Genomic DNA, 25,771 nt, shown 5'->3' with positions numbered 1-25,771 from the left:
CAACAATCAACGGGGCAGCTTCCAGACACGCACGGACATTTCCGTGTTGGTCTGATAAGCCTCTGTCGTCTTCGCGTGTCCGCTCACCTCGAGCTCCACACGGTCACCGTTGCGGATGCCAGCAACCTTGGAGTTCATGAGGCAGGGAATGCCGTACTCACGGGTCAGGATGCCAAGGTGAGAACGGACCGTGCCACCCGCGCAGATGACCCCAGCGAACTGCTCCAGGATTGGCGCCGTCAGCGTGCCGCCGCTGTCGTCAATCACTGCGATGGTGTTCGGCGCCACGCCGTCTGCAAGCGCGTCTGCCACATCCTTTATTGAGCGAAAGTAGCGCGCAGTTCCGGTCACGTTGCTGTCGTACTCCACGACGTTGTCGCCTTGACCGCAGAGCTCACGGCCCTGTGCGTCGGCAGCAGCAGTGCGGGCCTCCGAATGCTGAAATGAGAATTCGTCCGGATTGCCCTCGCTGCCTGGGATCGGCAGATAGGCCTCAGGCCGTTCAAGCGCGGAGATCATGGCGGAGCTGGTGAAGCGATAGCCGCTTTCAAGCACCTGGGCCTCGATCGCGCGCATGTCGTCGGCCGTGAGCAACTCATAACTCGCGTCGAAGACGAAGTCGGCCCAGGAGCACTTGCGCTCGTCGAGTCGGCGTCGGATTAGATCTTTGATCGCGCTGTGATACGCCTCAACGATGGGGGGGCCCTCTCCATCGTCGTACTTGTTGGTGTCCGCAAACAAGGCTGCCATGAAGTCTCCTCAGTGGTTGTTCGTCCCAACGCGACAGCGCAGTTTCTCGGTCGCTACCTATCGCTGGGATGCAATCGTACTTGCTTGTTATACATAGCTCATATCGGTGTTTACGATAACCGACATTGATTCAAGGGCGACGCATGCGGTGTCCGACTGATCACGAAAGTCGTTCGGAACGCGTTCGTTTTCCGTCACTCGTTTGACGGCAAGCAACTTGCCGCTGCGCGAGCGGGTCAGCAGGCGTTGCAAGGCCTAGACCTTGTTCCATCTGCCAGCCTGTGTGGCCTTCGCAATACGCGCCTGTAGCCGCGTGACCTTTTCGGTGAACTGTTTCCAATCGATCTGGCTCCATGCGTCACTCGTCGGCTGGAGGTGCACCAACATCTTCGGCACTGGCCCGCGCCCGTGTCGCCGACGCCGAACACCAGCCACACGCGGGTGTTGGCGGGCGGGCCGACCACACCCGGCTGGCCCGCAGCGCCGCCAGCACGGTGCGCAGGCTGTCCTCATCGACCACGCCGCGCACACGCACGCGAACACCAGCCCTTTCGATCTCGTGGTGCCCGCCGCCATGTTGGGGCGAGGCGAAGGTGTAGCGGCCATTGCCGTCGCGCTGGGCTTGGCCTGGGACACCACTTCCACGGCCAGCAACGTGGCACCAACGTTGCCGGAGCGTTCGGGCTGCTCGGGTGGCGTCGATGCAGCTGCCTCAGGTGTGCCCGGCGCCAAGCGAACAGCAGGTTGGCGTTGATGCCTTGTTCCATCGCCAACGCCAACACCGACGCCCCCGGCAGCAGGCTGCCTCGCACGCTATCGCACTACACCACTCAGTTGGCTAAGCTCGGAGGCTACCTCGCGCGCAAAAGCGACCCGCCGCCAGGCAACGTCGTCATGTGGCGTGGCATGACCCGATTGACCGACATCGTCCTCGGGATACAGCTCACTCAAGAAGATGTGGGTAATTGAAAGGTTGCCCGGACGCTTACTTTTTTAGTGCGATAAGGTCAGATAGAGAGGCTGCGTTGCCATCTCAAGTCAAGGTTAGCTGGCTCCCCTCGAACCACGGCATTGAGTCGCTGCCCTAGGAGGGACTCGATTGCCGGCCGCCAAGGCACCAAGCTGAAGCCCGTCCCGTCGTCGAGCATGGCGAAGCGGCCGCTGGCAAGTTGGATGGACTGGCGGTAGACGCCGCTGACCTGCTGGCCGTCCTGTAGTGGGCGGTAGCTACGGCCGGTCTGCGCTTCCAACTGTTTGCCCACTTGCGCCAGTTCGCGGTCGCGCAAGGTTGGCAGCAGGTTGCGGGCCAGGGCGATGCGCTGGCCCCGGCGTTCGGCTAGGCCGTGCCCTGCGAGGAAGTCGGCGCGCTGCTGCATCGCACGGCGCGCCCGGGCGCCGAAGCCCTGCGGCGCCAGGGCCTTGCCCTCGTCCAGCAGTTGGCGGTCCAGCCAAGTGGCGCCGAGGGTGTGCACCTGCTGCTCGATGGGCAGATGCGAGCGCAGTTCGATGGCTAGGCCCTGGACCTTGCGCAGGTCGTGCCGCTGGGCCTGCTGCGGCAGGTCCGCCGGCACCTTCCAGATGCCATCGCCGACACGCTTCACCACGCCCGCCCGGCGCAGGGCTTCAAGCCGGCGAACGTGGATCTCGACCGTAGCCTGTGGATCTCGATTGCCTGCCTGCCGGAGCTGGGCCGCGTGGTCCGCCGTGGCGTAGATCCCGTCTCTCGACGCAGCCAGGATGTTTCGGTCTACGGACCGCTTTTTGCCCGCCGCCCCGGCTTCCACGATGGCCTCCATGGGAAACCCGCCCAGATCGGCCCCGGCCGGCAGCTTCACGTAGTGCGCCCGGCCATCGATGCCATCGACCACCAGATAGCCCCGGTCGCTCAGTTCGTCGGCCAGGCCCTTGCCGGCAATTCGGCCGAGCACGGGCTGCTTGCCGTCCACGTCCAGTACCAGCTCGCGCTGCGCGCCCTTCAGGGCGCGGCGCATCGCGTCCAGCGCGTCCTGCTGCTCGCCCAGCGTATTGAGCACACCGGCCAGGCCGGGCCTGAGCGTCCACCGGTTCGCATTGACGCGCTCGGCCAAGCCCAAGCCTTCGAGCCGCTGCAACCGGGCGCGCAGGACGTTCTGGCGCTGGCGATCCTGCGGGTTTCCCTCCGTGAAGTCGATCCCGTTCGCGCCGGCCTGTCGGATCAGCGCGCGGTCCAGGCCGGTCAGGCGCTGCTGGTCCACCTCGCGCAGCAGGCTGCGGCGCATCTCGGCCTCGGTACGCGGCCCCAGCCACTCGGTGGCGATCTCGCTGGCGCGCTGGCGCATGCCGTGGGCCATGTAGTCCGGTGCGATGACCAGGTGCTCGCCGCTGGCAGTGTGTCCAGTGAGCACGATGTGCGTGTGCGGGTTGTCGGTGTCCCAGTGGTCCACAGCCACCCAATCCAGCCGCGTCTCCAGGTCGATCTCCATGCGGCGCATGAGCTGGCGCGTGAAGCCCTTGAGGTCTTCCATCTCCAGCCCATCCTCTGCCGAAACGATGAAGCGGAACTGGTGGCGATCGGCCTTGCCGCGTTCCTCAAACGCCCGCAGGTCGGCGGCATCGGTGTCAGCGCCGTAGGCCTGGCCCTTCTGCCCGTCGCGCGTGACGCCTTCGCGCTCGATGTAGCGCAGGTGGACGGCCACCGAATGCGGGCTGGCGCGTTGCAGCACCACGAAGCGGCCCTTGACGATCACGCGCCGGGCGTTGGCGCCCAGGCCGCGGCCGGCCAGTGTGGCGGCCACGCGCCCACGGCCGAAGGTGTTGGCGGGCCGCCCGATGGTCTTGCCCGAGCGGCTGGCGCCGGCCTTGGACGCCTGCTTGAGCACCTGGGAGATGAAACGCTGCGGGCGCGGGCCGGCGCGCGACTTCGGCGGCGAAGGCCGGATGCGGAAGCGGTCATCGTCACGCGATGCCATGCCGCAGTCCCTGGCGCAGCGTGGCGCGATGCAGCGCAAACGGCACCCGGCAGCGGCAGCGCCGATGCGGATTCTGGTGTTCGCGCGGCACGCGCGACACCCCTCGCGGTGCCGCCGCGAGCCCACGTGCAGACTGGCTTCGAGCGGCGCCGCGTGCCGCCCCCTTTATCTGGCCCGAAGCCTGCGCCTCCCGCTTCCGCTCCCGGCTCCGGCATGCCGCCAGCCGCGCGGCGAGCGCGCAGCGCCGCCCGAAAGGCCGCGCGAGTGCAGCAGGCGCTGCACGCTGGCGCCGGCCTCCCTGCACGCTGGAATGCAGGCGAAGCGCAGCTTCGGCCGCAGTCCGGCGGCACGCGGCGCGCATGGTTGGATGCATTCCGCGAAGCAGGCGCGGGGCCATCACCACGTCCACACCGGCCGCGCGATGCCGAGCACCGCAGCGACATCGATCGGCCCGAAATAGCGGCTGTCGAACGACGCCGGATTCGTATCGCTGAGCAGGAACAGTTCCCCATCCACAAGCGACCGGCAGTACGACCAGGCCTGCAAGGGCCGGCGCGCGCCATCGTGCGCGAGCACAGCCGCGACGGGCACGCCGTCGATCCAGACCAGGCGATCCAGCACGCACACCGCCTGCGGCGCCACGGCGCCCACGCGCTTGAGGATGGGCACGCCCTCGGGCAGGTAGCCGCGCTGCGCCGCGAACGCGGCCACGCCGGCGGGAAGCCGGGCCAGGACGATGCTGCCGGCCCGCAAGGAGCGGTGCAGCGAGCCGGCACCGTCGAGCGCATCGACCCGATACCAGCCGCGCGCCACGCTGTCGCTCGGGTTGAACACGACACGAACGGACAGCGGCAGCGCGACGGGCATGGCAAGCCCGGCCAAGGCGAGCCCCATGCAGGCCAGCAGCGCGCTGCGGTGCAGGGCCGTCACCGCAGCGCCTCGCGTGCCAGGTGCGCGGCATGCCGCTCGGGCGTGTACGCCGGCAGCGGCAGCCGCGCGGCCAGCCGGTTGCCGACCATGCGCCAGTAGACCGGCGCGACCGCGCAGGGATCGAGCCCGGCCGCCTCAATGGCATCGATGGCGGCGAGCACGGTCTTGACGCGCGGCTCGCCGTCGGCGCGCAGCAGGATGCGCGCGCCCGGCGACACGCCGCTGACGCGCTGCACGCCGCCCAGCGGCGTCGGCGCCTGCAACACCATGAGCTGCCACAGCGCCGTGCCGAAATCGTCGCCCAGCCACTTGATGCGGCAGCAGATCGCCCCCGGCATGAACACCGCCACGCGCCGCCAGCGGTCCAGCACGATCTCGCGCGCGGGCCGGCCGAAGCGCAGGTAGACGTTCACGTGCTGCGCGACAAAGGCGAGCGAGACGCGCATCGGCTGCGAAGCCGGCGGCAGCGCCGCGTGTGCACTGTCCTGCGCGTGCGGTAGCAACTGCGCGGGCAGTGTGGCCGCCATCATGGCCGTGCCTCCGGATACTCGCGCTCCAGCAGTTCGCGCAGCATGTCGGCGGCCGTGACGCCGAGCTGGAACGCGATCACCTTGATGCGCCCGCGCAGCGCCGGCGTCACGTCGATGGTCAGGCGCGCGGTGAACACCGCCGCCTTGGCCGGCGTAGCGGTGGCGTCCTCGCGATGCACCCAGGCGCTGGCCGGATCGGCCGCGGGCCGGTGACCGATGGCGGCCCGGCGTGGCGGCTTCGGCGTGCTGGCCGTCATCGCAGTGCCTCCCGCACGGCCTGCGCGAAGGCCGCCACTTCGCGCGCGGCCGCGCCGGTGGGCGTGACTTCCCACACCAGCTTGCCCGCCGCCACGCAGTCGGCGAAGGCGATGCGCTGCGCGATGTCGGCACGCAGCGTCGCGAACGGCTGGTCGGCCAGCGCGGCACGCGCTTCGCGGCCGATCACCGTGCCGACCACGCGCCGGTTGATGACGAACGCCGCGCGCAGGCCGGGCCGGAACACCTGGGCCTCCTGGATGAGTCCCACCATCTCCTGCGTGGCCCACACGTCATACGCGCTGGGCTGCACGGGGATCAGCACCAGGTCGGCGGCCAGCAGCGCGGAGCGCGCGAGCGCCGCCACCCGGGGTGGGCCGTCGATGACCACGTAGTCGGCCTGCTGGGCTATCTCGGGCACTTCCCGGTGCAGGGTGTCCCGCGCCAGCCCGAAGACCCCGTAGAGGCGCCCCTGGCCGCTTTGCAGGCGCCGCTGCGCCCAGTCCAGGGCCGAACCCTGGGGATCTGCATCGAGCAGCGTGACGCGCTGCCCCTGCATCGCCAACTCGCCCGCCAGGTGCGTGGCGAGCGTGGTCTTGCCCGCGCCGCCTTTCTGGTTCAGCAGTGCGATGACCTTGCCCACCAGCGCCGATGGCCCTTCTGATGGCCGGGCTTCCGGTGCATCGTAGGCCGCGCTGCCTGTTTTTTGCGCAGCGGCGTTCGCGCCCCATCTTTTATTCATAGAGTTAATCCTTGTTATGGATAAAAGTTACGGAGAGCCCAAACCGTTGCCAGGCGCGGCTTCCGGGCGGTTTTTCGCCGGTGATTCCCTGTGCCGGGCGCCGGCGATTCCCTGTCTGCCGCGCCGGTGATTCCCCGAGTCCGTCCCCGCGCTATCCACAGGTTCCTCAACAGCGCCTGTGAATAAGTCGGGAAACTCGATGGCCGGGCTGCCGGCTTCCGCGGCCGGCCGGAAGGCCAGCCATTCGGTGTGACCACGCCATTCAATGGCGAGCCGGTAGCCCGGCAGCGCCTGGCGCCACGCCAGCGCGCGCAGGTGCAGCGCGAAGTCGCGGTAGCGCTGCAAGCTGCCGGACTTCAGGTGCAGGTAGCGCAGATCGAAGCGCCAGCCGCCGCGCTGGCGCCCGCCGTGCTTGCGCACCAGGCGGTACAGCCAGCGCTCGATACCGCCAGTGAGCCGGAAGTACGTGGGATCGAGCGTGAGCACCAGCGCCTCGTCCATCACGCCGGAGTAGAACCAGTCGGGCAGGATCAACTCGATGCCGTCCGAGCGGCCATCGGGCCGCACGTGCTCCTGCCATTCGTTGATCCACGAGAAGCGATGCATGCGCTTGCCGGCCTGGCGGATCGAGGTCAGCACCGTGGTGGATTGCAGGCGATCCAGGCTGGCGCGCAGCATGCGGTAGTCCTTGGGCGCCGTGCCCCGCCCCGCGTAGCGCAGGATCTCGTAGGGCGTGGCCGCCATCAGGCGCGAGGTGGGCCGGCCCTCGTCGCGCGCCTGCACGATCTGGCTGGCGGCCCAGATCAGCACGTCGGCGTCCCAGATGGTGGCGATGCCGTGCTCGGGCACGCCTTCGACCGTGAGCGAGACGCTGCCGGCCTGGAAGCGGATCGGCACGATGCGCCGCGATTTGGCCAGGCTGAAGAAGGGATAGGCCATCAGGTCCTGCGCATCGCGCAGCGCCATGTCCTCGGCCGGCTGCGCGCGGAACAGGTCGAGCTGTTCGCGTTCGCTGGAGCGCCTGGACATGGCCGTTCCCGTTCGATCCGATGACCTGTTCAGCGGGCCGAGCCGCGCACCGTGCGGCCGGGGTCCGAGGTCATGCCGTAGGTGTGGCTGTCGGCCCAGGTTCGCAGGTCGGCCGCCGCGTAGACCACGCGCGCGCCGAACTTGCGGAAACGCGGCCCGCCGCCGAGCACGCGGTACTTCTCCAGCGTGCGCGCCGACAGCCGCAGCATCTCGGCGGCCTCGTCGGTGTTCAGGAATTCAGGCTTTGCGGCCGGGGCGGACTGCGGCGCAGGCGTCGGTGCGCCGTGCGGGAAAAGCGAAGCTGCTGCTGCCATGAGGGCCTCCATCTCGCGGTGGGGGCCGCGATCCATCCGCAGCCCGATGGAGGCAGTCTCGGGAAATCACATGCGCCTGGGCAGGGAGATATTCAGCGCATCGATTCGTCTCCGTGGGCGCCAGCGTCCTCCTGGCGCAGCCCAGCCAAGCAGAGGTAGCCCTGGCGCATGAAACCCTCGGCTCGCGCCACCAGGTGCCGCACCTGCGCGCGCAAAACGCCATCGGCGTGCCAGCCGGCGCGCACGGCTTCCAGGCCGAACAGCGCGACGGCGAGGTCGCGGTGCGAAGCGCCGGCCTGCATGGCATCGAGCGCCTGCAGGGCGCGCAGGTGCAGCAGGCCGGCGCGGGAGACGGCGTGCGATCGCACGCCGTGCGGAGGCATGCCTTCGAGCAGCCCGCCGAGGGCCTGGAACTCGGCAAGCTGGCCGCGAAGGTGCGCGGTCAGCGGGACAGTGCAGACATAGGCCGAACCGTCAGCCAGGCCGGCGTCGAGCAGGATGCGCACGTGGCGCGATCCGATCGAGACGCTCAGGATGAAGCCAGCGCTGGCGATCAGGTGCTTGCGGCCGGGGATGCGCCAGAGGTCGAAGTGGTGTTGAGAATGCGCAGGGGCTGGTGCATGGTGCGCGCGCGCCGCACGCACATGCACCAGTCCCTCGTCCTCGCTGAGCCACAGCGGATGCGTGTCGCACGCATCCTGCGCTGGATCAGCGGCAACTTCGCAACCCCCATCGATGGATTCGCCGTGAACGCCCATGCAGTTGGCCGCGATGCCAGGCCCGGCGGTAGCCGGGATGGCGGCGCAGGTACTCCCACGCGAGCCCCGGGCTGTCCAGGTCCAGCGTGTAGAGATAAGCCGCGCCGGCGCACCAGGGCGCGGCGGGCGCATCGCTATGGAAAGGGATCGTCATGGCGCGTGCTCCGTTCGTCGGAGCGGACACGCTGCCACAAAGCGAAGCGGCGCGGGTGGCTTTAGCGGCGACAGGCCATTGCATGAAAGGCCACGGTCGGCCACGGCCACCGCGCCTGCCTGCGCGGGATCAGTCGGTCACCATCCCGTCGCGCCGGGCGTCGGCCACGTAGGCCGAGAGGGTCTTGCGGGCTTGGTAGCCCGGCTCCACGGCCACGGGCAGGCCCTTCGGCCCCTTGATCCCTGCCAGCATCGTCAGGCTGACATGGCCCAGCGCCGGGAAACCGGTCCCGGCGTCGATCAGGCCCCAGGCCTGGTCGCCATCGGCATCGAGTGCTGCCAGTACCCAGCAGGCGTCCGCGTCCGGGGTGTAGAGCTTGACCACCGGATAGGGATCGACGCTCTCGCCGCGGGCGCGGGCCGCGCCGTTGGCGAGCAGGGCACGGCGCTGTTCGTCGGTCAGGAATGCCATGGCTTCTCCTTCTGGCGCCATCGCGTTTTGTACCATACAAGCGGGTGCATAAAGGATGCACGGCAACGAGATTCGCTGCCGTGCGCTCCAATCAGGATCCAGCCCTTCTCCAGGCGTTCGCGGCCGAAATCAAGGCCCGCCGTGCCGCCTCGGGCGTCAGCCAGGAAGGATTGGCCTTCGCCTCGGGCGTCACGCGGACCTTCGTCGCCAAACTCGAACTCGGACAGACCAGCCCGTCGCTCACGACGATCTTCCGCCTGGCCGAAGGCCTGGAGATCCAGCCGGACGAGATGATCCAGTCCACCATGAAGCGATACAAGAAGGAACTGCGGGCCCGGGCCAGGGCCGAGTGAGGGCATTGTGCGCCGGCCGTCTGGCGGGGGCCACCGCAGCCGGCGGCGCCCGCGTAGATTACGTCACGATCCGCCCGGCCAGCCGCGCTTCGCGCGCATAGCCGCTCAGCGGCTTGCCGGCCCTGAAATACAGGTCGCGCTCCACCGGCAGCCTGAGCGGCCCGCGCAGCGCTTCGATCTCGGGAGGATCTGCCCAGCCCATCTCCGGACAGCCCAGGCCCAAATCGCACAGCCCGAAGCAGCGGGCTTCATCGTCGGGATCGATCTCGGTCAGCAGCCAGGTCGCGCCGGCATCGGGCGTGAACAGCTTGACCACGGGCGGCGGATCGAAGTCCGGGTTCTCGCGGGACTGTCGGCCGTTGGCCAGTAGCTGCGCGCGCTGCGCGTCGGTGATCAGAGGTGCTTGCATGTCGTCCTCCTTGAACGGTGTCCGGGCGGGATTGCCCGGGACCGGGAGCGGCACGGCGCCGCGCCGCCGTCACAGGTTCCGCAGGACGGCCGCCAGGCCGCCAGCGTGCGCAGCACGCGCCGACCTTGACGGCCAGAACGCCGTGGCACGATGGGGCCACAGCAAGCCAGCCCAGTTCCGCCATCTCCTGCAGCCTCGCAAGCGAAGCGCGCAGCGCCGCAGGCGCGCAGGCGTCAGCGATCGGCGCCCGACGGGTCGAGACGCCAGGCGGCTCGATGCGCAGCACAAGAGCGCGGTGCGGCATCGCCGCAGACGCACGGAATCGCCAAACCGCCATGGCGCATCTGCTGAAGCCCGACGAAGCACAGAAGCGGCTCCACGCCTTCACGGCAAAGCGCGAAGCCATAGAAAAGCAGAAGCGCAGTTCAGCGAAGCCGGCTATACGACGATGCGGGCGGCCTCATCGAAGTGAAGCCTTCACGCGCGGACCGCGCCGAGCACGACAAGGCGCCCCGCCGAAGCGGGGCGCCCAGGGCGGCGTTCAGTCGCCCTTGCTGCGCGACCAGATCAGGTTGTGCGCGCCGTCCTCGCCTTCGACCAGGCGGGCGTAGATCGTCGCGGGGAACGACGGGTCATCGAGGGTCACCGACAGGTAGGGACGGTCGGCGCGGCTGACCTTGCGCCAGCCGGCCCCGATGTCGAATCCGCCGGCGGCGACGATGCGGTAGTCCGGTGCGTGCTCGCTGCCCTTGTCGGTCGGAACGATCTTGACCTTCACGTTCAGCGTGAGGGTCCGGACCGTGCCGGTGTAGCTGCCGTTCTGTGCGGTGAAAGTGCCGATGTGAGCCATGATTGAAATCTCCTTCGAGGTTGATCCAGGTCCGCGCCCATCGCGGCCTTGGCGTGATCCGATCAGGCAAGGTGCCGGGCGCGCCGCACCTGCAATGCAATGAAAGGCCGCAACGCAGTGGAGGACCGGCAGGCCCAAGAAATTTGCCTCGCGAGGAATGCGCGCAGCGCAGGGGAAACTTGTTGGGCGGGCCGGTTGCGGCGATCAAGCCCGAGGCGCCCTGACCAGCGGGAGTGCGCCGTGCCCGCGCCAGGATTCACGGCAAATACAAGGCCGTGGGAGCGGACCAGACCTCGCAGGACACCAGCATGGCTCACGCACCGCCGCCGCCCGGCAGTGTTCCGGCATGGATTCGGCCACGCCGAATGCCAAGCCGGCTGACCACCCGGCAAGGCACCACGCACCGCCGCATCGTTCCCGCCTGACAGCCGGGCCGCCTGCGCAAGTTCCGTCCACCGTCCAACCCGTCGGCGTCCCGTCGCCGTTCACCGTGCGACTGCCTGGTCGAAGGCGAGGACGGCATGCCCCTGCACACTCGCTCAGCGGGCCACTGAATGTCCCGCGCCCCGCACCGGCGGGGCGCCTGGCTGATGCGCGGGCCACGCCCGCTGGCGTCGGGGTTTGGGAGTCGGGTTCCCATCGCGCGCGGCACACCTGCCGCGCGCGCCGCGCCGAGGCCTTGGGCCGAGGCGCGGCAAAAGCCCCGGCCGAAGCCGGGGCACAGGCTCACGCCGTGGCGTGCGCTTCTTCCTCCGCGCCTTCGGCGTCCACATCGATTTCGGCTTCGGCGCCTGCCTCTACTTCCGGTTCGGCATCAGCCTGCCCGATGGCCGCTTCCTCCGGCGTCCTGAACATCGCCGGCAACCACCCGGAACCTGCCGCCAGCCGCTCGGCCTCGGCGGCGATCTGCGCCTTCTTGAGCTTGGCGAGGCGGTGCACTTCGCCCGGCGCGAACACCCGCACCGCCTCCAGCGCTTTGGCCTTGGATACGTGGCCGAAGTAGCCCGCCGCCGTGGGCGTCCACCAGCCGTGCATGTCCAGGCCCACGGCTCGGGCCAGCGCCAGGGCAGGCACTTCGGTTTCCTTCGACGCGAATGCCGCGACGGTGCGGCCTACGCACAGCGCCAGCAGCGACAGCAGTTCCTCCCGCTCCATCGCCAGCAGTTCGCCGAACAGCGCCTCGGGATCGGACGGCAGCCGCGCCACCCAGGCCTCGCGCACGCGTTCCAGCCCCTGCGCCGCCGGGGACTCGTCAATGTCCGGCGCGATCTGCGACAGCCTGTCCTGCGGTGAGGCGCTGATGTTGATGGACGCTCCGCCGTAGCCGTCCAGGATGACCCGGTGCGCCAGCACATGCACCAGGGCCACCAGCGCCACGCGGGGATGCCGCGCCACCTCGGCCTGCAAGGCCACGGTGCGGTGCGCGCTCAAGCGCCGGGCCAACTTCTCCGAGATACCCGGCCCCATTGGCTCCGCGTCGGCGGCGCCGTCGCCGCTGCCGCTCGCATCGCTCGCCTGTCCGACCTCCTGCCGTGCCTGCTCCCGCAGCGCCTTGGCCTGCTCCTCGCGCAGCAGCCCGCGATGCACCACCAGCGCGCCCGCATGGTCGATCGACACCACGGCCCCGGCCAGCGGCACCACACCCGGTGCATACACCAGCAGCCCCTGCTCGATGGCGTCCCGTTCATCGCGCAGCCGGTCGAGTTCCTCATGCAGCGCTTGCGCGCCGCCGTCGGACAGGCCGGTGTCCTCATCATGGAGCCGGTTCCGGATGCGCGCCTGCTCGGCTTCCAGCTTGGCGATGCGTTTGGCCTCGGCCTTGCCGGGCGCCCGGCGCGTGGGCCGCGCCCGCTGGAACTGATGCAGTTCCGCTGACGTGGCACGCGGCACGGCCTCCACCCAGCGCCAGCCCTCGGCCCGCACCGCATCGGCCACCGCTTCCAGTTGGTCCCGCGCCAGTGACTCCAGCAGGCCGGCATCGGCAAGGAACACGCCGTTTTGCTCGTCCGCGAACAGGTCGCGCCGGATGCCGCCGCCCGCCGCCTCGTAGGTCTCCACCCCGACGAAGCGCGCCACCGGATCGCGGCTGGCGTCGATCTCGTCCTGCGTCAGGTGCTCGCGCAGCGCATCCGGGCTGCGCTGCCACTGCGGGGCTTCGAACCATGCCGCCTCCTGGGCCTTGTGGTCATCCGTGATCGCCAGCGCCATCAACTGCTCGATGGAGACCTCCCCGGCCTCGCACGCGGACAGCAGCCGGGGCGAGACGTTGGCAAGCCTGAGCCGCCGCCGCACCACCAGCGGCGTGACGCCGAAATCCGCCGCAATGTCCTCGATGGCACGGCCTTCGGCCGCCAGCGCCTTCCAGGCCCGCAGTTCCTCGATGGCCCCCATCGAGACCCGCTGCACGTTCTCCGTCAGGCTCACGGTGCGCGCCGAAGCGTCCGGCACCAGCAGACAGGGCACCGGATGATCGCGCCCGATCCTGCGGCGCTTGGCCAGCAGCTTCAAGGCCGCCAGCCGCCGCTTGCCCGCCACCACCTCGAAGGACTCGCCATCGGGCGAGGCGATGACGGTCAGGTTCTGCAACAGCCCGACGCGCAGGATGCTCGATGCGAGCGAGGGAATGCTGGTGCCGCCGCTCTTGCGCACGTTGCGATTGGACGGCCGCAGCTTGGACAGCGCGATCAGGTGCAGTTCATAGGGTGCCACCTCCGGCACGGTGGTGGCCTGGGCCTCGGCCTGCGCCGGGGCGCTGGCGGCGGCAGCCGCCGCAGCGGCCACGGCTTGGACTTCGGAATGGGAAACGGTGTTCATGTGAAATCTCCTGTCCCGCGCGGGGACGTGGTGAATGAAAGAAAGGGAAAAGGGGTGGATTCATTGGCTGATCTGCATAGGCGCTCTCCTTGGAAGTTCGGGCTCCGCAGGGGCCGCGAAGCGCTTTCGCGGCCATGACGGCCGGCTGGGGCCGGCGCGGGTGCGCCGTCAAGGGAGGAAGCGAAGGCGCTGGCGCGGCCCGCAGGCGAAGCCGAGGACACGGGCGCCGCAGCGGTCCTTGACGGGAGGAGCGCCCGCAAAGGCCAGGCAAGCCGCCGCAGGCGGCGCGCAGGTGGCGCTCAGCGCCACCGAAGAGAACCCGTTCGACACGAAAGACAGGAAGAACCGGCCGATCCGGCATCACCGGTTCGGCGGGCTTGCAGGGGGCGCCAAGCGAAGCGCGGCGGGGATGGGCTGACCCGTCGATCCCCCGGAGGCAAGCGCAGCGCCGCAGGCGCGAAGCATCGACACCAGGCGCAGCCAAAGAAAAGGTGCGCCGGCCACGAAGGACGACGCACCGAGGGCTTCAGCGAGTGATCAATCCGTGGTCGGCGGCACCATCGACTGCAACTGCTCGATCACGCCCGGCTCGACAAAAACGCACGTCTGCTTCTCGGTGATCGGCACGTTGAACAGCCGGGCGAACGCTTCGCGCTTGAGATGCGCCAGCCGCCCCATGCGATACGCCTGCTCGGGTTTCAAGTTGCCATTGGCCGCTGGCGCACCGCTTCGCTGCGGATCGCATTCGACCAGCGCGACGAAGCCTTCATCGGCCAGCCTCTGGTGCTCGGGACACAGGCCCAGCCCGTCGTCGTGCGGCGCTTCATGCTCGCGCGCAGGCGCTTGTCCAGCAGCAGGTTGCGAGTGTCGAAAAAAGTGCTGCACACGAGGCACAGGCGTTGTTTCAGCGAAACGTAGGATTTGTCGTCCATGATGGTCTCCGGTTGCTCGGGCGGGATTGCCCGGAACCGTGACCGGCACGACGCAGCGCACGCCGTCAGGGGTCGAAGGCGCAACCGCGGACGGCCGCCAGGCCGCAAGCGCCAGCGGCGCGCCGCCCTAGAAGGGGGAGCACGTCGTGATACGGTGAAGGGATTGCAAACCCACCACCGACATGCGGTCGACACGGAACGGCCATCACTGCTCGCGTGTGAAAGGTAGTGCCCAGGCTGTCAGGCCCAGAGATCTGCACGGAAAGCCGTGCCGTCGCGGTGAACTCATGTGTTGGGAGCGACCCCGCAATGGTCTGAGACAATGAGATACACGACTCATATTCGGTCACGACAACCATGGCTGCTCTCGTCAAACCTGCCCAGTTCAAGCTCGCTATCCAAGGCGGCATGCTCGAAGCCCTCGGCATCAATATGTACACCACGCTGGGCAAATGCTTGGTTGAGTTTGTCGCAAACGCGTACGATGGCAACGCGCCGAAGGTCGAAGTCACGATTCCGTTCGAAGAGATCGAAGCTCAGCGACTGGCGCTAAAAGAGGCCGACAAGAAGGCGAAGGCGGAAGCGAAAAAAGCGGTAGCTGAACCTGCCACGGCGGCTACTACGAACGGGAGTCCGGAGGGCAGTCTCGCCGCGCTATCGGACGGCGGTGATGCCGCTCCAGCCATCGTCGGCGCCATCGCTCCGCCGGACGTGTCGCTGTACAAGAAGACGCTCCCCGGAGATCTGGCGATCGTCATCCACGACTACGGTCACGGCATGAGCCCCGAAGACGTGGCCCAAAAGTTCTTGCCAATCAACCGACGCCGCCGTGCGGATGCCGCGGGTGAAGAGACGAACCTGAAGTCAGAAGGCGGCAAACGTCCGGTGATGGGGCGTAAGGGCCTCGGTAAGCTTGCAGGATTCGGAATAGCCGGCCAAGTCATTGTCAGAACGAAGCGAGCGGGGCACGACTTCGCGACTGTCTTCACTCTGGACGCTGCAGCACTCGCGAACGTGGAGAACCTTGGCGAAATCGCCATCCCTGCCGAATACGAGAGCGACGCTGACATCGAGGCCAGCGGCACGACCATCACGCTCAAAGGCCTCAAGCCTGACGCGGTCCGTTCTCGACAGGACAAGATCGCCAATACCTTGGCCGAGGCCTTTTACGGCATTGAGGCGGATGACTTCCTGATCTTGTTGAACGGCAACAAGATCGAGGCTGCCCCTGTCGCATACGATTTCGTCTTTCCGTCGGCGGCTACCGCCTCGCCTGACGGTATGGTAGAGGACTACGTCAACATTCCGGATGTAGGCACATTGAATCGCCCCGGGATTCGCGGAGGCTGTTTGGTTTAAGTCAGGCCACCACCTCGGTGTTCTGACTGGCGAGTTGCCGGTAGTAGTTTGCCTCGGCTTCTGCTGGCGGGATATACCCGATGGATTCGAGCAGGCGATGGTGGTTGAACCACGACACCCATTCAAGCGTTGCGAGTTCCACTGCCTCCTTCGTTTTCCAGGGTGCTCGGCGATGAATGAGCTCGGCCTTGTAGAGCCCGTTGATGGTCTCGGCCAAGGCGTTGTCATAGCTGTCGCCCTTGCTGCCCACTGACGGCTCGATGCCCGCTTCTGCCAGGCGTTCGGTGTAGCGGATGCTGACGTACTGCGAGCCCCTGTCGGAATGGCAGACCAGGCTTCCATCGCGTTCGGGCTGCCGGGCATACAGAGCCTGCTCCAGTGCATCGAGCACGAAGTCGGTTCGCATCGAACTGCTCACCCGCCAGCCGACGATGCGCCTGGCAAACACATCGATGACGAAGGCCACGTACAGCCAGCCCTGCCAGGTCGAGACGTACGTGAAATCGCTGACCCACAAGTGGTTGGGCCGCTCGGCGCGAAATTGCCGATTGACCCGGTCCAGCGGGCATGGCGCCTTGGCATCGCCGACGGTGGTGCGCACGGCCTTGCCGCGCATCACACCACGAAGGCCTAGCCTGCGCATCAATCGCTCGACCGTGCAGCGGGCCACGACAACACCTTCGCGTGCCAGTTGCCGCCACACCTTGTCGGCGCCGTAGACCTGCATGTTGGCCTGCCAGACACGTTCAATCTGTGGCATCAGCATCTCGTCACGATGCGCCCGGGCGCAGCGCTTGTGGGGCTCGCGCAGCAGCGCTGCGTGTCTTCGGTATGCCGACGGGGCGACCTGCAAGACCTTGCAGAGCGGCTCGACCCCGAAGGTATCGCGATGCTTGTCGATGAAGTCCTTCAGGACTTGAGCCGGCGGTCGAGCTCCGCCTGGGCGAAAAACGCGCTGGCCAGCTTCAATATCTCATTGGCCCGGCGCAGTTCCTTGACCTCGCGCTCCAGCTCCTTCATCCGCTGGGCCTCGCTGGTCGTGATGCCTTCACGAACGCCGGTGTCGACCTCGGCGCGCTTGACCCATTCGTTCAAGGTCTGCGGGACACATCCAATCTTCGGCGCGATGGACTCGATGGCCGCCCACAGCGACGGGTACTCCCCCCGGTGCTCCTGCACCATCCTCACCGCGCGCTCACGCACCTCGGGCGAGAACTTGTTTGACTTGCTCATGGCTCAATCCTCTCAGAGTGTTGAGCCTCCTCAAAACCCGGGGCGATTCAGGACCTGCAGGAGGCCCCGGGCGCCGTAGGCCACGGCGACATCGTGGATGCGTTGAGCCTGCGACTGGAATCTGGTCAGGCCGTTTGAGGCCTCCTGCTCGACACCCTCGATGTGGGTTGTGAGTTCCAGGTCGACCTGCTCGGCCATGAGAACGACAAGGTCCGAGCCCGTCTCTGCTGCAGCGAGCAAGGCGAGCCCGGCAGCCACATCGCTGGGCATCACCGTCTCTCGCGTGATGTCGCGGATCACATCAAGTACCGTGCATGTGTCGACGCACAACACCGGGGCGCCCAGCGCCGCCAGGCTGGCGATTTCCTGAGGACTCAGGCTCATGGAGGCGACTGGTCGTATTGCTCCAGCAGTCCGAGCGCGGACTCATAGTCGATCGCCAGTTCTTGTGCTCTCTCGGCAGGCCAGTTCTCGACCTCGACAAGCCATCGGGCCAGTTGATCGGCATTCAGCCGCTGGGTGCTGCGATGCGTGGCGATCAGGAACGCGTACCAGCGCTCGCGGTCCATTGGGTGGGCCGCTCCGGTGGATTTGTTGGCCAGGCGCGAAAACCGCCGCAACGCGTCCGCTGGCCCCGCGGCCAGCCAGTCGTCCAGCGTCCGGCTGGCCGAGGTCATCTCGACCTCGAAGTCCCCGGCCTGAGCGGCAGGTGTCGCGATGCGGTCCGCGAAGTCCTGCAGGATTGCGTTGTACTTGGTGATGCCAAGCTCGCTGACATGGCGCGGCACGATGTTCGAGACGCTATAGCTGTCGGCTTCTTCCTGCCAGAGCACCAAGGCGGACTCGTCGATATCGTCGAATTCCGCCCGCACGAGGACGATCACGTCCTCGTCGTCCGTGGCAGCCCCGCGCATTTCGGCCTCGCGCTCGGAATCATGGCGCCATGGCGCCTGAAGCCGAGCCAGGATGCCGGTCCGGATCGAGCTCGCGGACGAACGGCTTTTCAGATGCAGGTTCTGGAAAACCTCGATGCTTTTTTTTTCTGCCATGTCGATGGGATGGTTGAAAGGTGCTGGGTCGCTGCTGAACACCAGCGCTTCTCGGGCGAGAGGAGATCAGCAGCTCGGACGCTCGAACATCATGCGCGCCAGTCGAGGCTGGCAGGAGGCCGGCGCGATGGTAAGCGGCCGCCCGGGCACCCAGCGTCATGCCGGCTGTGCACCGATGCCATCGTTGGGCCTTTCGCTTGCGGCCTTCGGAGGAGGTCGAGTGCAGGTGGACCGAAGTCCGTCGATGTGCTCATTGAGCCCCGGGTCGACAGAGCGCCACATCGGATCAAGGATGAAGTCGATCCCCTCCCGCCTAGCGAGTTTCGCGGCGGGAACGAAGTCGGCATCGCCGGCGACGAGAACGATCTGGTCAACCTGCCGCTTGAAGGCCAGCGAGGCAATGTCGATGCCGATGCGCATGTCCACCCCCTTCTGGCGGACATTGGGCAGCAGATCAGCTTCGCTCAGGTCCTCGAAGCTGCGCTTCTTCTTGAGCAGGTCCTGGATGGCCGACGGCACGAGCGTCCATGGCGTATCCCCGGAAAGATGGCCCATGCGCAGGGCAACCTTGCGCTTGCAACGCAGGCGCTCATGCAGTTCGATGCGAAAGCGCGCTTCATCGGTTTTCGAGAAATCCACGACCTTGCCGGTCAGGGGGTTGTGCAGCTTCTTGAGCAGCGGGGGGCAGTCGTAGAAGAAGATGCGATACAGCTCATGCTTCCGCTGTTCTCCACGCATGCCTCCCTCGCGCATGTGCAGCATGGCCCACCGCCAAGCCAGATCGGCCGCACGCGCCGCATCGTGTGTGCTCTCCCGGCAAATGGCGCGATAGCGCTTCACGAAGTAGCCGCCGTCAATGAGCACAGCCGTGGGCACGATTCCTCCGGAAATGAAAACGCCCCAAGTTTCGGCACATCCAAGATGGTTGGAGGCTTACTTCGAGGGGCGGGATGTTGTCAATTTTACTCCAAAACTCGGCCTCGAACTCCGGGGGCACGAAATTCCCAGCAGCTTTGATGCGGTGGAAATTCCATCACCGGTTTCAAGCGGCACAAAGTGCAGCCTCTCTTTCCATCGCGCTTTCAAGCACCGCTTCATCTGAGGCCGGCAGAGCTGAAGGTCCATCCCGCACTGCTGCGGCGGCCTCCACGAAATCCGCCACGGTCTGCCACCCAGCCCTCAACTGGGCCTCGCTCTTGCCGATGTAGTGCCCGAGAGTGACATCATTGCCCGCCACGTGGTTGAGCATCCGCTTGAGCACACCGCCGGACACCAGTTCCTCCGCAATGCTGGCGAACGTTGCCCGCAGCCCGTGACCCTGAACGGTGGTACCGGCCTCAGCGTTGATCCGCGCCAGCGTCTTGCGCGCGTCGGTGATCGCAAACAAGCGATCCTCGGGCTTCCTGCCCGTGCAATACGCCCTCGCGATTGCCAGAGCCTGCCGGGACAGCAGCAGTTTGTGATCGCTACGGTTCTTCGTGTCCCGCAGCACGATGCGGCCCCCCTCCAAATTCACGTCTACCACCTTGATAGGCTCGTACCCGTATCGCTTGCTGCCCAGTATCTCCACGCCGCGGCAGCCGGTGAGCAACTGGAACCGATAGTAATCGGCCGCTACGCGGTCGGATGCGCAAGCAGCCCGCCACCAGGCACCCAGCCGCTCCGGCGGGATCGGCGCAGGGTTGCCCTTGGGCGGCGCCAGCACGATACGGTCGCGGCCGGCGGTTTCCTGCCCCAAGGGGTTGTTGGGCACCACGACGCCGTGCCAGCGCAGCACGGCACGAATCACCTGCATGGCATAGATCGCCTGCCGTTCCGAGCGCTTGATCTGGGTTTCATAGATTCCCCGGATGTCTTCAGCCGTGACCTTGGACAGCAGCTTGTGCGCCAATGGGTACAGTTCGCCGTCAGCGAACTTGCGGCCTTTGAGGGACACCCGGCCCGCTTCGATCATTGCCAAGTAGTCGGCCTTGGTACGTGCCTTCAGAGGCAAGCCGTCCTTAGCGCGACGCTTCTTTTCAACATAGTCGCGCAGCGCCTTCTCGAAGGTCACCCCCTCCTCACGCTCAGCCCGCTCACGTGCCGCCGCTTCAGCGCGCAGGCGAGCTGCCTCTTCAGCAGGCCAATCAACGCCTTCCCGCGCCAGCGCCCGGATGCGCTGCGCCTCCGCACAGGCCGAAGCCAGCTTGATCTGGCCAGGACCGTCCCCGTACTCTTGCGGCAAGCGGTACTGGCGCTCACCGTCCTGACCCTTGACGGTGTAGCGCACCAGCAGCGTGCGCACGCCATCCGGCGCAATCCGCATCTGCAGGCCCCGGTCCAGGGTGACCTTGTACGGTTGCGGCCGCGGCCTGTGAGCCTCAATGGCCCGAACCGTCAAAAGCGGCATTTGGTGCCTCCGTGTCCCATACGTGTCCGAAAAATCCTGAGCTTGGATACTATCGAACGAGACAAGGAGAAGCAAAAAATCAACATAACTTATTGATTTTCAATGATTTACCGGTGTCTCGAAAAGTCCGGATAAATCTCAGAGAGCCCCAATTTGTACAACTCTTAATCCGTAGGTCGAGTGTTCGAGTCACTCAGGGCCCACCACCAACACTGAAAACGGCCGAAATCCTTCTGGGTTTCGGCCGTTTTTCTTTGTGCGTCCGTACTGCTTGCCTTGGCGCGGGTGGCAGGCCCGCCGGACCTGCCACGATCGATGCTCAATCCACCGGCGTTACTTGGGCGAGTAGGTCATCTTGGTCGCGACCATCGGCGACTTCGGATCGACACCCTTGAGCAACTGGCCGCGATAAGGTCCTTCGGCCGCCAGCCAGAACTCCTTGGTGGCCGATGGGCCGACCAGCGAACCCAGCGTCAGCTTCAGCGTGAACTTGCAGGTGCTGAACGTGCCCAGCGGCGTCTCCAGCTTTTCGCGACCGCTGTAGCTGAGCTCGCCCTTCGCGGGCAGCGTACGCGTCGAGACGACGCTGCCGTTGGAGGTGTCGGTCTTGGTCACGGAAGACTCCTTGCTCACGACCTGCCCGGGCTTCATGTCGATCGGGAACGAGAACGGCGGTTCGAACACCTGCGATGCGTAGCCTGTGTACTCCCGGGGCACGATGGCGGGAAGCTTCATGTCGTCGGCGAACTTGTCATCGATCTTGCTGTGGTACGAGGTCGACTTTCCATAGAGGAAGAGATTGCCGCCGACCAGGTCCTTGTATTCCTTCTTGACGATGCGCTGCTCGAAGGCTGGATAGGAACTGACCTCCGTGCCGACGTTGAAGGCCACCGGCGTGGCACCGGCGAAGGCCTCGCGCCCTTCGGTCACGCTCTTCCTCCGGAAGGAGTCGGTCTCGGGATCCTTGCCTGGCACGACCGCCTCGAAGTCGAGCAGAGTGCCTTCGCGGAAATCGGCTTCGTTGAAGCAAGGCGCGGAACTCTCGGCCTGCGGGTCCGGTGCGGGCGCCGGTGCCGGCGCGGGTGCCGACGCGATGGGCAGCAACGGGAAGCCTCCCCCGCCTCCCCCGCCGCCGCCACAGGCCGAAATTGCCGCAGCCGCGGCTGCGATGGAAAGCAGGCGCGCGCGCGGCATCCTGCTGAAATCTGCGCTTCTCATGACTTCTCCCTTGTGTGACAACAACCGACAAAAAAACTTGCAGTTGTCACGGAAGAATACGTTTGACCCTCGCGGGCGCACACCTCCTTACGGAGGAATAAGTCACGTGGTCCGAATCAAGGTGCTGAACGATCGTGAACCACGTCGCAGCGATTCGGCGTCGTCACACAGCACGCGCATTCGCGTGAAGGCCTCAACCCGCAGACCGCCGCTCCAGCCAGTCGGAGGCATAGGCCGCCAGCAACGCCTGCCTGTCGACCACCTCGGCCTCCAGGTACTGCCGCGCATGCGCCTGCGCGACCTCGCTCGCAAGAAACCAGCGCTCGCGCTCGCCGCTGCCCAGGGGTGGCGGCGTGCCCCAGGTGGCGCCGTCCTCGCCGCGGAAGGCCTCGGTGATGGGCAGCCGCCCGCCCGTCATGCCGATCTCCGACAGCATGCTGCGCGGACCGTCGAGCGCGATGCGCACGCGCACGTCGTCGCCATCGACCTCGACGATCGCGCCGAGTCCACCCTTCTGATGCACACGCCACAGCTGCGCCGGCGAGGCACTGCGGATCCAGCTCTGCATCGCGGCCTTCAGGGCCTTGAGGATGATTTCCTTGTCCATTTCCACACTATTTCACATTTTTGAATGACGGCTGCATCGCCGCCCCTGGCCATGCAGTGGCGGGTCGCGTGCCCCATGGCATCTTGCTGTTGCTGTCACACAGCGCCCCATAACAATGACCACAGGGACCAGAAACCGAAGCCAGAAAAAGCTCGTTGCCACACCCGCCTCGGCGGGTATTTTTTTGCCCGCGTACGCGCCAATGAAACGCCGTCCTATGAGCCGCCACGCGGGTGGCCTTTCGGGCCTACGCTATATTTCCGCCCCATGGAAAAGGCTTCCGACATCGGCAAACCCACCGTGCCCATCGATCTGATCGGGCCGGAACACTGGCACCGCTCCAGGCGCCGCAACGGGCGCACCGCCAGGGTCCTCTTCGCGATCGTCGGCGGCCTCGCGGCGGCCGGTGCGATTGCCTACCGCTACTTCGGACTCGGCCGCTGAACACACTCATGAAAAAGGCCCGCCGTCCGCGAGGACGGCGGGCCTTTGCGTTGGCACCGGTTCATTGCAGCCGCGATCCCTTCGGCAGCCGCCTGGCCAGCCACTCGTGCACGTCGGCGCGGATGTGGCGGCCCTCGAGCAGGAAGCTCTCGAAGCGGCTCGGCACATACGGCAGGTACACGAGCGGCATGCCGGCCTCCTCGGGCGTGCGCGCGGCCTTGCGGCCGTTGCACGCGGCACAGGCTGTCACGAGGTTGGTCCAACTCCAGGCACCGCCACGCGATGCCGGCAGCACGTGCTCGCACTGCAGCACCTGCTCCGCGAACACGCCCGCGCAGTAGGCGCAGGTATGGCGGTCGCGACGCAGCAGCTTGCGCTTGGTGAGGCCGGGCACGACATCGAAGAGGTTGATCTTCGAGGCCCCGCGCAGCGCGATGATCGGCGCGACCTCGATGCGCGATTGCACGCCGCGCGCCACGTTGAAGCCGCCGCGCATGGTGGCCAGCGGCGTGTCGCCGTCTTCCCAGGCCACGTCGTCGCAGGCGTAGTGCAGCACCGCCTGCTCCAGCGAGACCCAGGCTTGCGGCGTGCCCTGGATGTCGAGTTGCAGGACGTGTGAATGCATGGCTCGCCTCCTTTCGCGGCGATGTCGAACGATGGTCGAAAAAGTCTGGGGTACACGAACGGAATCGAACCGTCGTCAGCGGGATCACAACCCGCGGCTCTGCCATTGAGCTACGCGCACCATGGAAAAACGAAAGAAGGATCCGCTACCACTCCCCGACTTCGCGCACACGCTGGTCGAGGTCGAGCTGATCGAGCCGCAGCTCGCGCAACGAGCCGGGCTCGCGCAGGACATCGGTCTTGCGACCGAAGCCCAGGCGCCGCGCCAGCGCGGACACGAAGGGCTTGCGCGCCGGCGCGGGATGCACGGCGATCATGCGGATGGGGCTGTTGCGCTTGCGCATGCGATGACTCCTTGTTGTATGGGTTGAGCGATGTGGTGACAGCATTGGCGTTCCGCAGGGGAGTCGAACCCCTGGCTTCCTCTTGGGGCCTGTTAACACTATGCAAGGGGTCGCGAAGCTCGCCAGAGCCCGCCCATCAAGGCGCGCGACGACGCGTGTGCGTCCGCACACGCTAGGAGCGCAACGCCGAGGGGCGGGCTCTGGCGAGCTTCCCTTCGGGTTGCCCCGCAAAGGGGCCGTCTGCGGCGTTGCCCGCGCTTGCAAGGCATCAGCCTTGCTGCGCGCGGGCGCCTTGCATCCAGCCCCTTTGCGGGGCAACGCGACCCCTTGCATAGTGTCAACAGGCCCCAGACAGGGAGGCACTCTGGCCGCTGAGTTAGCGGAACGTGATCGAGGAAAAGGCGCTTTCCATTTCGGTTGTGTCCTCACGCGACAGGCCCCGCGCTCTCGCTCGAGGCCCCGTGCGACATCGCCGCACAGGAGTGGTCCACGCTCCTGCACATCCCGCCAGACCGTCCACGCGGCTCATCCTGGCGGTGTGGTGAAGGCACACCCGAAATGGCGAAGCTGCGCGCCGATCCAGTGACGGCTGCGCCTCGCGGCAAGTTGTCGAAGAACACCGGCGGCATCCGTGGACGCCACCGCCGCGGCACGATGGCCGCGAAAAACAAAAAGGCCCGGAACCTTTCGGTGTCCGGGCCTCTGGTGAGAGAGCTTGGGAGGGCATGCGCCTAAGCGCAACCTCCACCCGGTGGCAGTCGACCCTCGAATGCATCAACGCGCGCTTTCGCGTGGTTCAGCGAATGCATGGCGTACGAGCGACCCAGGTTCGCGGCGGGCGACGGCAGGTCGAATCCCTTGCTGAAACCCGCGCGCACGAGCGCCCGGCCCGAGACGGGTCGAATGCTGGAGAGTTGGCGTGCGGTGTTCACGATGGGACCTTGGTGGAAGCTGTCGCGCTTTGAAAAGGGGTGGAGGGATCGGGCCTCTCGCGGCCTGGGCCTGCGAGTGCCTTGCACTGTAAAGAGTCTTTACGAGGGCGTCAACAACCGGGACAATCTTTTTTTGTCTTGTTGTTGTTTTTGAACAGTGCCCCAACTCACCGTCGCACGCCGCCGCAATGTGCTCGCGCTGCATCGCCGTTTTCTCGAGGCGTCCGTGGCCGCCGGCCTGCCCGCCAAGGGACTCGACCAGGCCTTCGCGCGGAAGATCGAGGTGTCGCCGAGCATGTGGAGCCAGATCAAGAGCGCGCGGCCGATCGGCGACAACCTCGCGCGGCAGATCGAGCGGCACTGCGAGGTCGAGGCCGGCTGGCTCGACAGGGAAGACCGGCCCTCCGAAGTGCCCGACGAGGCCGAGGAGCGCTTCGTCGCGATGGCGCGCGAAGCCTGGCGTGCCGCCAATGCCAAGGGCAAGCGCGAACTCGGCGGCTGGCTCAAGAAGAAGATCGCCGAAGACGCGGGGCCCGTCGCGGCGGACAAGAAGTGACGCCTCGAAGCTAGGCCGCAAGCGCCGTCTCCACCGCCGCCTCGTCGCCGTACTCCGACGGGTACATCCCCCGCAGCCACCACTCGACGCCACTGAGTTGCGCCTCGAGCGACAGGCCATCGAGGGCCAGGGCGCGCAACGCCCGCATCGAGCGGAAACCGATCAGGCCGTCGATCCCGCCGATGTCGTACCCCAGGCGGATCAGGCCGCTTTGCAGGCGCGCCTCGTCGGCGTTGTGAACGAACAGGTCGTGCGGCAGGCCGGCCGCGAGGATGGCGCTGGCCACCATCGCGAGGTACGGCGTCCTGAACGGGCCCGCGGGCCTCGACGCATGCTGCTCGTACACGCGCTGATGGCTGCCGCGGCATTCGAAGTGCCAGGCCTCGCTGAGCGCCGGGTCGGGCGTGCGATGGATCGGCACCACGCCGAAGCCGCGCGCCAGCGCCCAGAACTCGGCCAGCGGCATGCGCAGCGCACCGAGGTCGACGTCGAAGGCGCGGCCGGCCTCGTGCATGCCGTCGCCCGTGCACGCGCCGAGCGATGGCTGCCGGCCGGGCCCGGCGGCCCGGTCATGGAACAGGTCGGACAGCAGCAGGCGTCCGCCGCGGCGCTCGACCTCCTTGCGGATCGCGGCGAGCGCGCGCCGCGTGTCGGGCGTGCACCAGGCCAGGGGCCGCGGCAGCGCGAGCCATTGGCCCGCCACCTTGTAGATCGAGGGCACATCGATCGAAACCAACCGTCCCGGCATGAGCGCTTTCTTTGATGACTGCAATGCGC

At 67.0% G+C, this 25,771-nt stretch carries 27 protein-coding genes, 1 tRNA gene, 3 pseudogenes and 1 other annotated feature; of the genes and pseudogenes, 4 read left to right on the top strand and 27 right to left on the bottom strand.

What is annotated here, in order from left to right; all coding sequences use genetic code 11:
- Positions 1 to 6 precede the first annotated feature (6 nt).
- From AC1HIL_RS12730 to AC1HIL_RS12675, 12 genes and pseudogenes are all read right to left on the bottom strand, one after another.
- Positions 7 to 750 (bottom strand): PEP-utilizing enzyme, encoded by a 744-nt coding sequence (locus AC1HIL_RS12730; protein WP_057597327.1) that lies wholly within the window; start codon positions 748 to 750, stop codon positions 7 to 9.
- A gap of 87 nt (positions 751 to 837) precedes the next feature.
- Positions 838 to 1,137 (bottom strand): annotated as a pseudogene (locus AC1HIL_RS12725) (reverse transcriptase N-terminal domain-containing protein).
- 620 nt (positions 1,138 to 1,757) lie between these two features.
- The gene (locus AC1HIL_RS12720) at positions 1,758 to 3,698 is read right to left on the bottom strand and encodes a DUF3363 domain-containing protein (RefSeq protein ID WP_057590584.1); all 1,941 of its coding nucleotides are present in this window, start codon (positions 3,696 to 3,698) and stop codon (positions 1,758 to 1,760) included.
- 396 nt (positions 3,699 to 4,094) lie between these two features.
- Positions 4,095 to 4,619, bottom strand: a complete 525-nt coding sequence (locus AC1HIL_RS12715) for a S26 family signal peptidase (protein ID WP_412179592.1) — start codon at positions 4,617 to 4,619, stop codon at positions 4,095 to 4,097.
- A gap of 5 nt (positions 4,620 to 4,624) precedes the next feature.
- Positions 4,625 to 5,158: a DUF2840 domain-containing protein gene (locus tag AC1HIL_RS12710; protein WP_057590586.1), complete on the bottom strand. Its 534-nt coding sequence runs from the start codon at positions 5,156 to 5,158 to the stop codon at positions 4,625 to 4,627.
- Positions 5,155 to 5,415 carry a hypothetical protein gene (locus AC1HIL_RS12705; protein WP_057590587.1) on the bottom strand — a complete coding sequence of 87 codons (261 nt, stop codon included), beginning with the start codon at positions 5,413 to 5,415 and terminating at the stop codon, positions 5,155 to 5,157. Before AC1HIL_RS12705 ends, AC1HIL_RS12710 begins: the two co-directional genes overlap by 4 nt.
- Positions 5,412 to 6,056, bottom strand: coding sequence for a ParA family partition ATPase (gene parA, locus AC1HIL_RS12700; RefSeq protein WP_057590588.1), 645 nt, complete (start codon positions 6,054 to 6,056; stop codon positions 5,412 to 5,414). Before parA ends, AC1HIL_RS12705 begins: the two co-directional genes overlap by 4 nt.
- Positions 6,057 to 6,380: 324 nt before the next feature.
- Positions 6,381 to 7,184, bottom strand: a pseudogene (locus tag AC1HIL_RS12695) (replication initiator protein A); the annotation flags it as partial.
- A gap of 29 nt (positions 7,185 to 7,213) precedes the next feature.
- Positions 7,214 to 7,498, bottom strand: a complete 285-nt coding sequence (locus AC1HIL_RS12690) for a helix-turn-helix transcriptional regulator (protein ID WP_082321868.1) — start codon at positions 7,496 to 7,498, stop codon at positions 7,214 to 7,216.
- 92 nt (positions 7,499 to 7,590) lie between these two features.
- Entirely contained in the window at positions 7,591 to 8,256 is a 666-nt protein-coding gene (locus tag AC1HIL_RS12685) for a DUF2285 domain-containing protein (RefSeq protein WP_057590590.1), read from the bottom strand.
- Positions 8,207 to 8,410, bottom strand: a complete 204-nt coding sequence (locus AC1HIL_RS12680; protein ID WP_171023870.1) for a transcriptional regulator domain-containing protein — start codon at positions 8,408 to 8,410, stop codon at positions 8,207 to 8,209. Before AC1HIL_RS12680 ends, AC1HIL_RS12685 begins: the two co-directional genes overlap by 50 nt.
- A gap of 129 nt (positions 8,411 to 8,539) precedes the next feature.
- Complete coding sequence (locus tag AC1HIL_RS12675) at positions 8,540 to 8,881, bottom strand: DUF2958 domain-containing protein (RefSeq protein ID WP_057590591.1); 342 nt, start codon at positions 8,879 to 8,881, stop codon at positions 8,540 to 8,542.
- An 80-nt stretch (positions 8,882 to 8,961) separates the two neighbouring features.
- Here AC1HIL_RS12675 and AC1HIL_RS12670 point away from each other — a divergent pair, with 80 nt between their 5' ends.
- Positions 8,962 to 9,234 carry a helix-turn-helix domain-containing protein gene (locus AC1HIL_RS12670; RefSeq protein ID WP_057590592.1) on the top strand — a complete coding sequence of 91 codons (273 nt, stop codon included), beginning with the start codon at positions 8,962 to 8,964 and terminating at the stop codon, positions 9,232 to 9,234.
- 58 nt (positions 9,235 to 9,292) lie between these two features.
- Here the strand turns inward: AC1HIL_RS12670 and AC1HIL_RS12665 are convergent, their stop codons facing one another.
- The 4 genes and pseudogenes from AC1HIL_RS12665 to AC1HIL_RS12650 all read right to left on the bottom strand — a co-directional run bounded on the left by AC1HIL_RS12665 (position 9,293) and on the right by AC1HIL_RS12650 (position 14,239).
- Positions 9,293 to 9,643, bottom strand: coding sequence for a DUF2958 domain-containing protein (locus AC1HIL_RS12665; protein WP_057590593.1), 351 nt, complete (start codon positions 9,641 to 9,643; stop codon positions 9,293 to 9,295).
- Positions 9,644 to 10,184: 541 nt separating this feature from the next.
- Positions 10,185 to 10,493 carry a DUF736 domain-containing protein gene (locus tag AC1HIL_RS12660; RefSeq protein ID WP_057590594.1) on the bottom strand — a complete coding sequence of 103 codons (309 nt, stop codon included), beginning with the start codon at positions 10,491 to 10,493 and terminating at the stop codon, positions 10,185 to 10,187.
- A gap of 726 nt (positions 10,494 to 11,219) precedes the next feature.
- Positions 11,220 to 13,307: a ParB/RepB/Spo0J family partition protein gene (locus tag AC1HIL_RS12655; RefSeq protein WP_057590595.1), complete on the bottom strand. Its 2,088-nt coding sequence runs from the start codon at positions 13,305 to 13,307 to the stop codon at positions 11,220 to 11,222.
- Positions 13,308 to 13,844: 537 nt separating this feature from the next.
- Positions 13,845 to 14,239 (bottom strand): annotated as a pseudogene (locus tag AC1HIL_RS12650) (ATPase).
- Between the two features lie 357 nt (positions 14,240 to 14,596).
- Between AC1HIL_RS12650 and AC1HIL_RS12645 the strand changes: the two are divergent.
- Complete coding sequence (locus tag AC1HIL_RS12645) at positions 14,597 to 15,598, top strand: ATP-binding protein (RefSeq protein WP_479671916.1); 1,002 nt, start codon at positions 14,597 to 14,599, stop codon at positions 15,596 to 15,598.
- A gap of 1 nt (position 15,599) precedes the next feature.
- Here the strand turns inward: AC1HIL_RS12645 and AC1HIL_RS12640 are convergent.
- The 7 genes from AC1HIL_RS12640 to AC1HIL_RS12610 form a co-directional block, all read right to left on the bottom strand.
- Positions 15,600 to 16,831 (bottom strand): IS3 family transposase gene (locus AC1HIL_RS12640; RefSeq protein WP_412179492.1). Its coding sequence is split into 2 segments (ribosomal slippage): positions 15,600 to 16,540 and positions 16,540 to 16,831, totalling 1,233 coding nucleotides; the frame shifts between segments, so codons are not numbered across the junction.
- Positions 16,437 to 16,553: a sequence feature (AL1L pseudoknot), on the bottom strand. It overlaps the preceding gene by 117 nt.
- Positions 16,832 to 16,861: 30 nt before the next feature.
- Entirely contained in the window at positions 16,862 to 17,215 is a 354-nt protein-coding gene (locus tag AC1HIL_RS12635; protein ID WP_479671915.1) for a hypothetical protein, read from the bottom strand.
- Positions 17,212 to 17,922: a hypothetical protein gene (locus AC1HIL_RS12630; RefSeq protein WP_296730485.1), complete on the bottom strand. Its 711-nt coding sequence runs from the start codon at positions 17,920 to 17,922 to the stop codon at positions 17,212 to 17,214. Before AC1HIL_RS12630 ends, AC1HIL_RS12635 begins: the two co-directional genes overlap by 4 nt.
- Positions 17,923 to 18,036: 114 nt before the next feature.
- Positions 18,037 to 18,756 carry an NYN domain-containing protein gene (locus AC1HIL_RS12625; RefSeq protein ID WP_057590600.1) on the bottom strand — a complete coding sequence of 240 codons (720 nt, stop codon included), beginning with the start codon at positions 18,754 to 18,756 and terminating at the stop codon, positions 18,037 to 18,039.
- A 166-nt stretch (positions 18,757 to 18,922) separates the two neighbouring features.
- The gene (locus tag AC1HIL_RS12620) at positions 18,923 to 20,269 is read right to left on the bottom strand and encodes a tyrosine-type recombinase/integrase (protein ID WP_082321869.1); all 1,347 of its coding nucleotides are present in this window, start codon (positions 20,267 to 20,269) and stop codon (positions 18,923 to 18,925) included.
- A gap of 333 nt (positions 20,270 to 20,602) precedes the next feature.
- Entirely contained in the window at positions 20,603 to 21,487 is an 885-nt protein-coding gene (locus AC1HIL_RS12615; protein ID WP_479671914.1) for a hypothetical protein, read from the bottom strand.
- 193 nt (positions 21,488 to 21,680) lie between these two features.
- Positions 21,681 to 22,094: a hypothetical protein gene (locus AC1HIL_RS12610; protein WP_479671913.1), complete on the bottom strand. Its 414-nt coding sequence runs from the start codon at positions 22,092 to 22,094 to the stop codon at positions 21,681 to 21,683.
- Positions 22,095 to 22,361: 267 nt separating this feature from the next.
- Here AC1HIL_RS12610 and AC1HIL_RS12605 point away from each other — a divergent pair, with 267 nt between their 5' ends.
- Positions 22,362 to 22,538, top strand: coding sequence for a hypothetical protein (locus AC1HIL_RS12605; RefSeq protein WP_172705668.1), 177 nt, complete (start codon positions 22,362 to 22,364; stop codon positions 22,536 to 22,538).
- A 61-nt stretch (positions 22,539 to 22,599) separates the two neighbouring features.
- Here the strand turns inward: AC1HIL_RS12605 and AC1HIL_RS12600 are convergent, their stop codons facing one another.
- The 3 genes from AC1HIL_RS12600 to AC1HIL_RS12590 form a co-directional block, all read right to left on the bottom strand.
- Positions 22,600 to 23,163, bottom strand: a complete 564-nt coding sequence (locus AC1HIL_RS12600; protein ID WP_479671912.1) for an HNH endonuclease — start codon at positions 23,161 to 23,163, stop codon at positions 22,600 to 22,602.
- 46 nt (positions 23,164 to 23,209) lie between these two features.
- A tRNA-His gene (locus AC1HIL_RS12595) sits at positions 23,210 to 23,283 on the bottom strand.
- Between the two features lie 25 nt (positions 23,284 to 23,308).
- Positions 23,309 to 23,506 (bottom strand): short-chain dehydrogenase, encoded by a 198-nt coding sequence (locus AC1HIL_RS12590; protein WP_261208293.1) that lies wholly within the window; start codon positions 23,504 to 23,506, stop codon positions 23,309 to 23,311.
- Between the two features lie 1,089 nt (positions 23,507 to 24,595).
- Here AC1HIL_RS12590 and AC1HIL_RS12585 point away from each other — a divergent pair.
- Positions 24,596 to 24,994, top strand: a complete 399-nt coding sequence (locus AC1HIL_RS12585; RefSeq protein ID WP_057590605.1) for a hypothetical protein — start codon at positions 24,596 to 24,598, stop codon at positions 24,992 to 24,994.
- Between the two features lie 10 nt (positions 24,995 to 25,004).
- Here the strand turns inward: AC1HIL_RS12585 and AC1HIL_RS12580 are convergent, their stop codons facing one another.
- Positions 25,005 to 25,742, bottom strand: a complete 738-nt coding sequence (locus AC1HIL_RS12580) for a M15 family metallopeptidase domain-containing protein (RefSeq protein ID WP_422097761.1) — start codon at positions 25,740 to 25,742, stop codon at positions 25,005 to 25,007.
- Positions 25,743 to 25,771: the final 29 nt, after the last annotated feature.

The organism is Variovorax sp. ISS6, from assembly GCF_056523145.1.
This window is presented reverse-complemented; position numbering and strand designations above follow the sequence as displayed.

What these genes read in the sequence shown, in the direction of transcription:
- AC1HIL_RS12685 (WP_057590590.1), bottom strand. Translation starts at nt 8,256, where the DNA reads ATGGGCGTTCACGGCGAATCCATCGATGGGGGTTGCGAAGTTGCCGCT.
- AC1HIL_RS12600 (WP_479671912.1), bottom strand. Translation starts at nt 23,163, where the DNA reads ATGCATTCACACGTCCTGCAACTCGACATCCAGGGCACGCCGCAAGCC.
- AC1HIL_RS12730 (WP_057597327.1), bottom strand. Translation starts at nt 750, where the DNA reads ATGGCAGCCTTGTTTGCGGACACCAACAAGTACGACGATGGAGAGGGC.
- AC1HIL_RS12660 (WP_057590594.1), bottom strand. Translation starts at nt 10,493, where the DNA reads ATGGCTCACATCGGCACTTTCACCGCACAGAACGGCAGCTACACCGGC.
- AC1HIL_RS12680 (WP_171023870.1), bottom strand. Translation starts at nt 8,410, where the DNA reads ATGACGATCCCTTTCCATAGCGATGCGCCCGCCGCGCCCTGGTGCGCC.
- AC1HIL_RS12590 (WP_261208293.1), bottom strand. Translation starts at nt 23,506, where the DNA reads ATGCGCAAGCGCAACAGCCCCATCCGCATGATCGCCGTGCATCCCGCG.
- AC1HIL_RS12610 (WP_479671913.1), bottom strand. Translation starts at nt 22,094, where the DNA reads ATGGACAAGGAAATCATCCTCAAGGCCCTGAAGGCCGCGATGCAGAGC.
- AC1HIL_RS12665 (WP_057590593.1), bottom strand. Translation starts at nt 9,643, where the DNA reads ATGCAAGCACCTCTGATCACCGACGCGCAGCGCGCGCAGCTACTGGCC.
- AC1HIL_RS12620 (WP_082321869.1), bottom strand. Translation starts at nt 20,269, where the DNA reads ATGCCGCTTTTGACGGTTCGGGCCATTGAGGCTCACAGGCCGCGGCCG.
- AC1HIL_RS12720 (WP_057590584.1), bottom strand. Translation starts at nt 3,698, where the DNA reads ATGGCATCGCGTGACGATGACCGCTTCCGCATCCGGCCTTCGCCGCCG.
- AC1HIL_RS12710 (WP_057590586.1), bottom strand. Translation starts at nt 5,158, where the DNA reads ATGATGGCGGCCACACTGCCCGCGCAGTTGCTACCGCACGCGCAGGAC.
- AC1HIL_RS12615 (WP_479671914.1), bottom strand. Translation starts at nt 21,487, where the DNA reads ATGAGAAGCGCAGATTTCAGCAGGATGCCGCGCGCGCGCCTGCTTTCC.
- AC1HIL_RS12580 (WP_422097761.1), bottom strand. Translation starts at nt 25,742, where the DNA reads ATGCCGGGACGGTTGGTTTCGATCGATGTGCCCTCGATCTACAAGGTG.
- AC1HIL_RS12655 (WP_057590595.1), bottom strand. Translation starts at nt 13,307, where the DNA reads ATGAACACCGTTTCCCATTCCGAAGTCCAAGCCGTGGCCGCTGCGGCG.
- AC1HIL_RS12705 (WP_057590587.1), bottom strand. Translation starts at nt 5,415, where the DNA reads ATGACGGCCAGCACGCCGAAGCCGCCACGCCGGGCCGCCATCGGTCAC.
- AC1HIL_RS12605 (WP_172705668.1), top strand. Translation starts at nt 22,362, where the DNA reads ATGGAAAAGGCTTCCGACATCGGCAAACCCACCGTGCCCATCGATCTG.
- AC1HIL_RS12690 (WP_082321868.1), bottom strand. Translation starts at nt 7,498, where the DNA reads ATGGCAGCAGCAGCTTCGCTTTTCCCGCACGGCGCACCGACGCCTGCG.
- AC1HIL_RS12635 (WP_479671915.1), bottom strand. Translation starts at nt 17,215, where the DNA reads ATGAGCCTGAGTCCTCAGGAAATCGCCAGCCTGGCGGCGCTGGGCGCC.
- AC1HIL_RS12645 (WP_479671916.1), top strand. Translation starts at nt 14,597, where the DNA reads ATGGCTGCTCTCGTCAAACCTGCCCAGTTCAAGCTCGCTATCCAAGGC.
- AC1HIL_RS12675 (WP_057590591.1), bottom strand. Translation starts at nt 8,881, where the DNA reads ATGGCATTCCTGACCGACGAACAGCGCCGTGCCCTGCTCGCCAACGGC.